Annotated in this window: 4 protein-coding genes; all 4 read left to right on the forward strand. The window is 55.5% G+C overall.

The features are described 5' to 3' along the window. Positions 1-114: 114 nt before the first annotated feature. The 4 genes from BN348_RS12855 to BN348_RS01940 all read left to right on the forward strand — a co-directional run bounded on the left by BN348_RS12855 (position 115) and on the right by BN348_RS01940 (position 11,716). The gene (locus tag BN348_RS12855; RefSeq protein ID WP_052446631.1) at positions 115-9,855 is read left to right on the forward strand and encodes a glycoside hydrolase family 2 TIM barrel-domain containing protein; all 9,741 of its coding nucleotides are present in this window, start codon (positions 115-117) and stop codon (positions 9,853-9,855) included. A 149-nt stretch (positions 9,856-10,004) separates the two neighbouring features. Beyond that, positions 10,005-10,208 carry a hypothetical protein gene (locus tag BN348_RS13785; RefSeq protein WP_156136381.1) on the forward strand — a complete coding sequence of 68 codons (204 nt, stop codon included), beginning with the start codon at positions 10,005-10,007 and terminating at the stop codon, positions 10,206-10,208. Positions 10,209-10,310: 102 nt separating this feature from the next. Then, complete coding sequence (locus BN348_RS01935) at positions 10,311-10,946, forward strand: ABC transporter ATP-binding protein (RefSeq protein WP_040195846.1); 636 nt, start codon at positions 10,311-10,313, stop codon at positions 10,944-10,946. Then, positions 10,943-11,716, forward strand: a complete 774-nt coding sequence (locus tag BN348_RS01940; protein WP_040195847.1) for an ABC transporter permease — start codon at positions 10,943-10,945, stop codon at positions 11,714-11,716. Before BN348_RS01935 ends, BN348_RS01940 begins: the two co-directional genes overlap by 4 nt. Positions 11,717-11,854 lie beyond the last annotated feature (138 nt).

Raw genomic sequence — 11,854 nt, forward strand, 5'->3', positions numbered from 1 at the left:
TACCCATCTTCTGCATACAGCCTGTTCTCATAAATTTTAAAGTAAAGGTGGCATCAAAGAAGAGAAAAGAGGATCAATGACAAAAAGATAAAAATGAAAGAAGGTAAAACACGCATGAAGAAACGACTGATTTCGTTTTTGCTCGCGGCTGCCATGGTCAGCACAAGCGTCGGCCTGACGGCCTTTGCGGACGCTGAGTGGACCGGTGTGGAATGGGACGCAAACCCCACCGTGTACAAGGTCAACCGCGAGGACGCGCACACCGCGTTCGTTCCGTATGACAATGAACAGGACGCACTCAATTACACGGCGTACAACCGCTATGAATCGGATTACGTCAAGTGCCTCAACGGCAACTGGAAATTCCAGTGGGCAGTCAATCCGGCATCCAGAAATACCGAATTCTACAAGGTGGATTATAATGTGGACAATTGGGATGATATCCCGGTTCCGCAGAGCTGGCAGACTGTCAAGGACCAGAACGGCCAGTTCAAGTATGACAAGCCCATCTATACCAATGTTACCTATCCGTGGACAGGCAACGGAAACGGCAACCCGGGCGGAACGGCTTCCGCGGCAGGAGAAGTAGTCAAGACCAGAAATCCGGTCGGTTCCTACCGGACCACCTTTACGGTTCCGGAGAACTTTAAAGACCGCCGCACGTTTATTTCGTTCCAGGGCGTAGAGAGCGCATTCTATGTCTGGGTCAACGGCAGACAGGTCGGCTATGCGGAGGACAGCTACACGCCGTCCGAATTCGATCTGACCGATTACCTGGTAGAGGGCGAGAACGTCCTGGCGGTACAGGTGTTCCGCTGGACCGATTCGAGCTATCTGCAGGATCAGGACTTCATCCGGCTTTCCGGCATCTTCCGGGATGTCTATCTGTACTCGAAGGATCAGGTCGAGCTGTTCGACTTCCGTATCGAGACAGACCTGGACGAGCAGTACAAGGATGCCAACCTTAAAGTAGAGGTCGACGTCCGCAACCACAACGAAGAAATTGAAGAGGGCTACAGCGTCGACGCCATGCTGTACGATATCGACGGCAACCCGGTATTGAAAAGCCCGATGAATATCCCCGTCAGCTTCGCGGGCGCGAGGGACGACAGCATGGGCAAGCCGGTCGCAACGGCGATGGGCCAGACGCTGGTTGAGAATCCGGCGAAATGGTCCGCTGAGAAGCCGAACCTGTACAAGATGTCCTTCGTTTTGAAGGATGCCGCCGGCAACCCGATCGAGTACGCCGGCAACCGCATCGGTTTCCGCGAGGTTGAGCAGACCAACAAGGGACAGCTTCTGGTCAACGGACAGTCCATTAAGATGAAGGGCGTCAACCGTCACGATACCCATCCGGTCACCGGAAGACGGATCGACTATGACACCTACGTCAAGGACGTCCAGATCATGAAGCAGTACAACATCAACTCGCTGAGGACCTCCCATTACCCGAACGACAGCATCATGTACGATCTGTGCGACGAGTACGGCATCTATGTCTGCGACGAGGCGAACCTCGAGACGCATGGACTGGCCGGAACGATCCCGGGCAACAACGACAACTGGCGCGCCGTCTGCGTCGACAGAATGCAGGGTGTGGTGGAACGCGACAAAAACCACGCGTCGGTCGTGTTCTGGTCGATGGGCAACGAGTGCGGCGGCGGCAACGTCTTCAGCTCGATGCACGAAGCAGCCAACGCCATCGATCCGACCAGGCTGATCCACTATCAGGGCGACAACTCCCGCGCGGACATCGATTCCACGATGTACCCGTCGGTCAGCAGTGTGGAGAACACCGGAAAATCCAACAGCTCCAAGCCGTTCTTCATCTGCGAGTATGCGCATGCCATGGGCAACTCGGTCGGCAACCTGCAGGAATACTGGGATGTCATCGAGCGCTATGACCGTCTCATCGGCGGCTGCATCTGGGACTATGTCGATCAGGCGATCTACACCCCGACGCCGCAGAACTACTACATGACCGATTCCAGCGCGAATGCCTTCAGAGGCCAGCTTCAGGGCGAACAGGTCACAGCGGCAGGCAAGACCGGCATCAAAGGCCAGGTCACCCTTCCGGCAGATGAGAAGCTCAACATCACCGGCAAGGCACTGACTCTGGAAGCATGGGTTGTGCCGCAGCAGACCGAGCAGGTACATAAGACCTACATCGCGAAGGGCGACACGCAGTTCGCCATCAAAACCACCAAGAACCATCCGCAGGCCAGGGGCAAGGATGTTGTGGAGTTCTTCATCTATGACGGAACGCTTTCCAAAGACCAGTGGATTTCCTCCTATTTTGTTGTCGACCCGGATACCTGGTACAACCAGCTGCACCAGGTCGCGGGCGTCTATGACGGCGAAAACATCATCCTGTATGTCGACGGCGAAGAGAAGATGCGCGTTGAATTTACCGGCGGCATCACGGCAAACAGCTATGACCCGGCTATCGGCATTGACCATCAGACCAACCGTACTCCGTGCGACGATGTGATCGTCTCTTCCCGCATTTACAACAAAGCGCTGACCGCAGAGCAGATCAACGATGACAGCAGGACCGCGGCGGACGACGGCGTCGTGCTGTGGATGGACTGTGATCAGAAGCTTGAAACGGTCGGCTACGAGCAGAAAGAGTTCTACGGCTACGGCGGCGACTGGGGCGACAGTCCGAACGACGGCAGCTTCTGCGTCAACGGCATCATCAACGCCGACAGAACCGTACAGCCGGAAATCATGGAAGTCAAGAAGGTTTACCAGTATGCTCAGTTCGATGACATCGACCTTGCAAACGGCAGACTTTCCATCAAGAATAAGTATCAGTTCACCAACCTGAACGAGTTTGACGCGAAGTGGGAGCTCATGGCAGACGGTAAGATTCTGCAGTCCGGCGATCTGGACAGTGCGACCATGGACATCAAACCGGGACAGACCAAGGAAATCACCCTCCCGGTCGCAAAACCCAATGTGACGCCGGGAACCGAATATTTCATCAACATCACGCTGACCCTCAAGGGCGATACCAAATACGCCGAAGCGGGCCACGAGATTGCAACCGAGCAGCTTAAGGTTGTCTTCGACGACTCCGTTAAGGCTCCGTCTCTTGACACAGAGAGCATGCCGGAATTCCAGAGCGTTGACAACAATGAAAACGCGCTGAACATCACCGGCGAGAACTTCGCGCTGACTCTGGACAAGGCGTCCGGCGAGATCACCTCCTACACCGTGAACGGCAAAGAGATGATTGCGGATTCGCTGAAGGGCAACTACTGGAGAGCGCCGACTGAGAATGACCGCCAGGTCGACGGCAAGTGGAGAAACGCGCCGAACACCTTCGCGCCGGATTCCATCCAGGTCAACAACAAGGGCAAGGTCGTTGTGGTAACCGTCGACGGCAAGCTGACCGGCGCGAACAATTCCGCGAACAGCTTCACCTATGCGATCTACTCAAGCGGCGACGTGGTCGTCACCAATTCGCTGAACCCGTCGAGCATGGGACAGCTTGCACGCTTCGGCATGCGCTTCCAGATGCCGGCCGGCTTTGAGAATGTCCAGTGGTTCGGCCGCGGTCCGGAAGAAAGCTATTGGGACAGAAAGACCGGCTACGACGTCGGGCTCTACAGCAAGACGGTCGACGAGATGTACTTCGACTATGTCAAGCCGGAAGAGAACGGCAACCGCACCGATACAAGATGGTTCAGCGTCACCGACAACGCGGGCGACGGACTCATGTTCTCCTGCCAGGACCTGATGGAATTCGGAGCGCTGCACTATACGCAGGAAGAGCTTGCGAAGTACCGCCACTCCTACCAGATGGAGAAGACCGCGAACACGGTCGTCACAATGGACTGGCACCAGATGGGCCTTGGCGGCGCGAGCTGCGGACCCGATAAGCTTTCTCAGTATACCCTGAATGGCGGAAACAGCTACACCTTCACCTACATCATGCGCCCGGTCACCTCTTCGATGGATACCGACGCGAAGATCGATGCAGGCAAGAAGGCTGTCAACGTCAAATTCCTCAATGATCTCAAAGTCAACGGCGAAACCATCGACCGCTTTGACGAAAATAAAACAGAATACGATTACACGATCGAACGTCAGGCGTTCGACAAGATCCCAACCATTGAAGCAACCGCAGCCGGCGACAACATCGAGCTGACAGTAACCCAGGCGACCACGATGCCGGGCGACGCAGTGGTTGTTGCGAAGAATACCACCTTTGATACCGAACGCACCTATACCATCCACTTCGCCCTGACCGACGGCGTCTATCTGGACACCATCGAGTACAAGAGCGGAACCACCGGCTGGAACGACATCGGACTCGGCGAGTCCTGCGACGACAACCCGCTGAGAATTCAGGTGGACGGACAGACCAGGACCTTTGAGCACGGTCTCGGCGCCCATGCAAACTCCACGATCATCTACGATATCGAGGGCAAGGGCTACGACACCTTTGAAACCTGGGTGGGCGTCGACAAAGAGGTCGGCGGCGGCAGCGTCATCTTCGAGATTTATGTGGACGGCGTCAAGAAAGCCGGCACAGACAGGATGACCTCTTCCACCAACGCGAAGTTCTTCAGCGTCAATGTCTCCGGCGCGAAGGAACTCAAGCTGGTGGTCGGCGACTCCGGCAACGGCAACGGCGAAGACCATGCCGACTGGTGCGACGCGAAGCTGCGCACCTATCCGGTCCTCGTATCCGACACATTGAAGGTAGACAATACCAAGCTGAGCATCACCGGCATTGCCACCGGTTCTACCGTGGCGGAGGTCAAAGCACAGCTGAAACCGAGCTATGACGACGCTTCGTTCAAGCTGGTCGACGACAAGGGCAACGACATCGCGGACAGCGATATTGTCTATCCGGCTTACAAAGCACAGCTGATCTATGGCGGCGAAACGGTCCGTGAATATCTGCTCACCGTCGGCAAGGGCGAGGACGCCAACTGGACCGGCAATGAGTGGGACGCACAGGTCGATCAGTTCCGTGTCAACCGTGAGGACGCGCACAACGCGTTTGTCGCCTACAACAATATGGAAGACGCGCTCGGCTACACCGCCAACACCCGCAATGAGTCCAGCTATGTCAAGAGCCTGAACGGCACCTGGAAATTCCAGTGGGCGGTCAACCCGGCGGCAAGAAACACCGATTTCTACAAGGTCAACTATGATGTCAGCGGCTGGGACGACATTCCTGTTCCGCAGAGCTGGCAGACCATCAAGGATGAGAACGGCGAGTTCAAATATGACAAGCCGATCTACACCAACGTCACCTATCCGTGGACCGGAAACGGCAACGGAAATCCGGGCGGAACGGCAAACGCCGGTGCGCCGGTGCCGAAGACCCGCAACCCGGTCGGTTCCTACCGCACCACCTTCACCGTTCCGGAAAGCTTCGACGGACGCCGCACGATCCTCTCCTTCCAGGGTGTGGAAAGTGCGTTCTATGTCTGGGTCAACGGACGCCAGGTCGGCTATGCTGAGGACACCTACACCCCATCTGAATTCGATATCACCGATTACCTCGTAGAGGGCGAAAACGTCCTGGCGGTACAGGTGTTCCGCTGGAGCGACTCGAGCTACATGCAGGATCAGGACTTCATCCGTCTCTCTGGTATCTTCCGCGACGTCTTCCTCTCCTCAAAGGGACAGGTAGAGCTGTTTGACTTCCGCACCGAGACCGATCTCGATGAGGAGTACAAGGATGCCGACCTGAAGGTCGAAGTCGACCTGCGCAACCATACCGGCAAGGATGTCGAAGGCTACAGCGTCGACGCGATGCTCTACGATATGGACGGCAACGAAGTGCTCGACGAAGCGATGAACATCCCGGTCACCTTCACGGATAAGACCGACACGAACGGCACGCCGATCGCAACCGCATCCGGCACCGTGTTTGTCGAGAATCCGCTGAAGTGGTCCGCTGAGAAGCCGAACCTCTACAAGCTGGGTCTTGTACTCAAGGACAAGGACGGCAACGCGGTCGAATACGCGGCAAACCGCATCGGCTTCAAAGAAGTCGTCCAGACCTCTAAAGGACAGCTTCTGGTCAACGGCCAGTCGGTCAAGCTCAAGGGCGCGAACCGCCACGACACCGACCCGACAACCGGCAGAACCATCCCATACGAAACCTATGTCAAAGATATCACGATCATGAAGCAGAACAACATGAACGTGGTCAGAACCAGCCATTACCCGAACGACAGCAGATTCTATGATCTGTGCGACGAGTACGGACTCTACATGGTCGACGAGGCGAACCTCGAGACGCATGGACTGGCCGGCACAATCCCGGCAGGCCGCGATGAGTACCGCGAAGTCTGCGTCGACAGAATGGTCGGCGTGGTCGAGCGCGACAAGAACCATCCGGCGGTCCTGTTCTGGTCGATGGGCAACGAGTGCGGTGGCGGCAACGTCTTCAGCTCGATGCACGAAGCGGCCAACGCCATCGATCCGACCAGACTGATCCACTATCAGGGCGACAACTCCCGCGCGGACATCGACTCCACGATGTACCCGTCGGTCAGCTCGGTTCTGAGCACCGGCGCAAACGGCAGCTCCAAGCCGTTCTTCATCTGCGAGTACGCGCATGCCATGGGCAACTCGGTCGGCAACCTGCAGGAATACTGGGATGTCATCGAGAGCTATGACCGTCTCATCGGCGGCTGTATCTGGGACTTCGTGGATCAGGCGATCTACACCCCGACGCCGAAGACCTGGCATATGACCGATTCCAGCGCGAAGAAGCTGGTCGGCACCTTTGCCGGCAAGCAGGTCGAAGCGGCCGGAAAGACCGGTATCGAAGGCTACATCAGCATGCCGAACGATGAAAGTCTTGACATCACCGGCGATCAGGTCACGGTCGAAGCTTATGTGGTTCCGAAGGAAAATTCACAGAATTACAACACCTATATTGCAAAGGGCGATACCCAGTTTGCAATCAAAAATACCAAGGTTCATCCGTCGGCTTCCGGCAAAGACGTCATTGAGTTCTTCGTCTATGACGGCAACCGCGAAGGAACCAGCAAATGGGTTTCCGCTTATACCGAAGTGGATGCCAGCACCTGGTACAACAACCTGCATCAGATCGTCGGCGTGTACAACGGCAAACAGGTCCTGATCTACATCGACGGCGAGCAGAAAGCGGCAGTTGATTACGAAGGCGGCATCACCTCGAACAGCTATCCGCTCGGCATTGGTATCGACAACGAGACCAACAGAACCCCGAGCGCACATGTCATCACCTCCGCACGCGTCTACAACCGCGCGCTGAGCGTAGATGAGATCAAGGATACCACCCGTACCGCCGGCGATGAAGGCGTTGTCCTGTGGATGGATATGGATCAGACGCCGACCTCCACCGGCTACGAACAGAAAGAGTTCTACGGCTACGGCGGCGACTGGGGCGACAGCCCGAACGACAACAGCTTCTGCGTCAACGGCATTGTCAACGCCGACAGGACCGAGCAGCCGGAGATCAAAGAGGTCAAGAGAGTTTACCAGTATGTGGGCTTCGACGATGTCGACCTCGCAAACGGCAAGCTTTCCATCACAAATAAATACCAGTTCAACAACCTGAATGAGTTCGACGCCAAGTGGGAACTCATGGCGGACGACAAGGTCATCCAGTCCGGCGAGCTTGACGCCGACACGATGAACATCCTGCCGGGTGAAAGCAAGGAAATCACCCTTCCGATCACCAAACCGCAGATCAAGGCGGGAACCGAATACTTCGTCAACATCACCATGACGCTGAAAGAGGATACCCTCTGGGCGAAGGCCGGTCATGAGATCGCAGCCAAGCAGCTTGAGGTAATCTTTGACAGCAGCATCCAGTATCCGTCCCTGACCACCGACAATATGCCGGCGTTCCGGAACGTGGACAACAATGACAGCGCACTGGTTGTGACCGGTGACAACTTCAGCCTGACCCTTGACAAGGCGTCCGGCGAAATCACCTCCTATGTCGCAAACGGCAAAGAGATGATGGCGACCGCGCTCAAGGGCAACTACTGGAGAGCACCGACCGAGAACGACCGCCAGGTCGACGGAAAGTGGAGAAACGCGCCGAACACCTTCAAACCGGCATCGATCGACGTCCAGGATAAGGGCAAGGTCATTGTGGTTTCCGTCAAGGGCAACCTGACCGGTGCGAACAATTCGGCAAACAACTTCACCTATGCGATCTATTCGAGCGGCGACGTGGTCGTCACGAATGAGCTGAATCCGTCCAGCATGGGACAGCTTGCACGCTTCGGCGTCCGCTTCCAGATGCCGGCCGGCTTCGAGAATGTCAAGTGGTTCGGCCGCGGTCCGGAAGAGAGCTATTGGGACAGAAAGACCGGCTACGACGTTGGACTCTACGGCAACACCGTCGAGGGCATGTACTTCGATTATGTCAAGCCGGAAGAGAACGGCAACCGCACCGATACAAGATGGTTCAGCGTCACCGACGACAGCGGCGACGGATTGATGTTCGCCTGCCAGGATCTCATGGAGTTCGGCACGCTGCACTACACGCAGGAAGAGCTTGCAAGCTACAGGCATTCCTATCTGATGACCCCGACCGAAAACACCGTCGTCACGATGGATCTGCACCAGATGGGTCTTGGCGGCGCAAGCTGCGGACCTGACAAGCTCGCACAGTACACCCTGTACGGCAACAAGAATTACACCTTCTCCTATAGAATGCATCCGGTCTCCTCTTCGATGGATACCGACGCTATGATGGCGGAGAGCAAGAAGACCGTAGCGACCAAGACGCTCACCGGCCTGATGATCGACGGACAGAAGTACGATGCGTTTGATGAAGGAACCGGAACCTATACCTATGAAGTCCAGAGAGGACAGGGCGGAAAAATCCCGCAGGTTTCCGCAATCACCGCAGGCGACGATGTCAAAGTGACCATCACGCAGGCAGACGGCATTCCGGGCACCGCAACGGTTGTTGCAAGGAACACCCTGTTCGACATGGAAAAGACCTACACGATCAACTTCGTGTACACCGACGGCGATTACCTCGATCAGATCGAGTATAAGAGCGCGAAGACCGCATGGGGCGTCATTGGAATGGGAACCTCCTGTGAGAGCAATCCGATCCGTGTCCGTGTGAACGGTGCGGCCAAGACGTTTGAACACGGCATCGGCCTGCACGCTCCGTCTGAAATGGTTTACGACCTGACCGGCAAGGGTTATGACACCTTTGAAGCCTGGGCAGGCGTCGACAACGAAATCGGCGGCGGCAGCGTGACCTTTGAAGTCTGGGTGGACGGTGTCAAGGTCAAGGAAACCGGCAGAATGTCCGCTTCCACCAACGCCGAATTCATCAGCGTCGATGTGACCGGCGCGAAGGAACTTCGCCTTGTCTCGACCGACGGCGGAAACGGCAATACCGAGGACCATTCCGACTGGGCGGACGCAAGGCTCAGAAGGAACCCGGTTGCGGTATCCGACAGCCTGATCGTGGACAACAACAACCAGATCATCTCCAGCATCGAGCGCGATGCGGCTGCAGCGGATGTTGCGGCACAGCTCGGCGTAAACTTCGAGGATGCATCGATTAAACTGGTCGATGAAGCCGGCGAAGAACTGGCGGCAGACGCTCAGATGATCACCGGATACAAAGCCCAGATCCTCTTTGAGGGCAAGACAGCCAGAGAATACACCCTGTCTGTTAAGGGTGATTTCGGCGAAGGAAGAATGCCTGGCGTTCTGGATCTCATCTCCATGAAGGGCTTTGTGCTCGGCAAGCTGGATATGGATCCGATGCAGATTGCCTGCGCTGATATGAACGGCGACGGCGCAATCAACATCTTCGACTTGGTCCTGCTGAAACTCGTTATCCTCAAGGGATAGACCTCAAAGCGGCAAGATCTGTTCCATAATTGGTAAAAAACGCCCCGTGCTTTTATTAGCACGGGGCGTTTTGATGGTTGTATTCGAAAACCTGGTTCTTCCGGTGAAAGATACGGCGGCAGTTGTTGTTACAAGTAGGAGTAGAGTAAATGGAGATGAAAATGCTTTTTGATAAGCGAAAATCTGTCGGGAATAACTGCTTTATCAGCTGCCGCGAGGGTGGTAAAGGGCAGTTTTTTGGGGGGGGTTCTTCAATAAGGGTTCGTATGATACCCTTATTGAAGCTTGCGCATCCTATTCGTTTGAGGTTCTTAATTGATCGCGTCAGTAAAACGAGTCTGAAAAAACAATAGTACAAAACAAGGATAATCTGAAGACTAGATTTGCCAGGATATGATATAATAGATAGAAAGACAAGATCAAACAGTGTAAATGTCAACGGGGAGATGATTCATATGCAGGAGATGCTGTTTCAAACCAAAGCGCTTTGCTATCAGGGCTTTCTGGAATATCAGGATATCGGGATACCGGAAAACAAGGTGACGTTTCTGACAGGAGAGAGCGGATCCGGAAAGAGCACGCTGCTGAAGCTGTTCAACCGCTCCATCTCACCGAGCAGCGGAAGCCTGCTGTACAGGGGACGTCCCATTGAAGCCTATGACAGTATCCCGCTGCGCCGGGAGGTATCGCTCGTATCGCAGTCGGCGTACCTGTTTGACGGCACAATTCTCGAAAATTTTGAGACGGTGTACCGTCTGCGCGAATGCTTTCTTCCCGATGAGGCATATTTGGAAAAGATCCTGCGCATCTGCATGCTGCAGTTTCCGTTGGATCAGCCGACGGCCAATCTGTCCGGCGGTGAGAAGCAGCGGCTGTACATCGCGCTGTTTTTGTCCTTTGCGCCGCCTGTTCTTCTGCTGGACGAGCCGACCAGCGCGCTGGACCAGGCGAATGCACACGGCATGATGGAAAACCTGATCGGTTTCTGCAGAGAAAAGAAGATGACGCCGATTATTGTGAGCCATGACCGGACGCTTGTCGAAACCTATCAGGAGTGTATCGTCGAACTGCAGAGGAGGAATGCCGTATGAACGGGGCCGTACAGCTGACCCTCTGGCAGTTTCTTCTGATTTATCTGCTGCTGATTGTGGTGCTGATCATCATGAAGCGCGCCAAGGCGTCCAAAACGAAGCTGCTGTTCATCGCCAGCATCCGCATGACCGTGCAGCTGATTCTAGTCGGTTTGCTGCTGCAGTATATCTTCGAGCATCCGCATCCGGTTTTCACAGTCCTGTTTCTGGCAGCGATGCTCGTGTTCTCCATCCACCGGGTGCTTTCCACCCGAAAGGACCTGAACCGCAGGTTCAAGGCCGGCGTCGCGCTGGCGTTGGGCGTTTCGGGGCTGGCGGTCCTGATTTTCTTCGTCTGTGCGGTGGTGGGGGAGGATGTGTTCAACCCGCAGTACACCATCCCGCTGGCCGGTATGATCATCGGCAACGCCATGACCGGCGTCTCGCTGGGGCTGAAAACCTTTATGGAAAGCATCGAAACCCAGCGCGGCAAAATCGAAATGATGGTCAATCTCGGGCTGAGCTTCAAGACCATCCTGCGGCCGTTTGTCAACCGCGCGCTGGAATCGGCCCTGCTGCCGACCATCAATTCGATGCTCGGCATGGGCATCATCTTTCTGCCCGGCATGATGACCGGCCAGATCCTTTCCGGCACGCTGCCGACCACGGCCATCATGTACCAGATCGCCATCATGATCGCGATCTGTGCCTCCGTCTGCCTGAGTGTCTTCCTTTCCCTGTGGTGGGGTTACCGGACGCTTTACAACGGTGACGATCAGTATATCGGTTAAATTGGGCCGGTATCAGCAAAAGAGATTCCGGCATCGAGCATATACAGGATAAGAATAGGGGATGGAGATCTGGACAACATGATTTATCATGTATGCACTCTCCGCGTCTGCTCCAGAGAGCCGATTCTTTTTTAGAAA

This window comes from Candidatus Soleaferrea massiliensis AP7, from assembly GCF_000820765.1.
Taxonomy (GTDB): domain Bacteria; phylum Bacillota; class Clostridia; order Oscillospirales; family Ruminococcaceae; genus Soleaferrea; species Soleaferrea massiliensis.

Coding starts and splice junctions, on each gene's coding strand:
- BN348_RS01935 (WP_040195846.1), top strand. CDS start 10,311: ATGCAGGAGATGCTGTTTCAAACCAAAGCGCTTTGCTATCAGGGCTTT.
- BN348_RS01940 (WP_040195847.1), top strand. CDS start 10,943: ATGAACGGGGCCGTACAGCTGACCCTCTGGCAGTTTCTTCTGATTTAT.
- BN348_RS12855 (WP_052446631.1), top strand. CDS start 115: ATGAAGAAACGACTGATTTCGTTTTTGCTCGCGGCTGCCATGGTCAGC.
- BN348_RS13785 (WP_156136381.1), top strand. CDS start 10,005: ATGGAGATGAAAATGCTTTTTGATAAGCGAAAATCTGTCGGGAATAAC.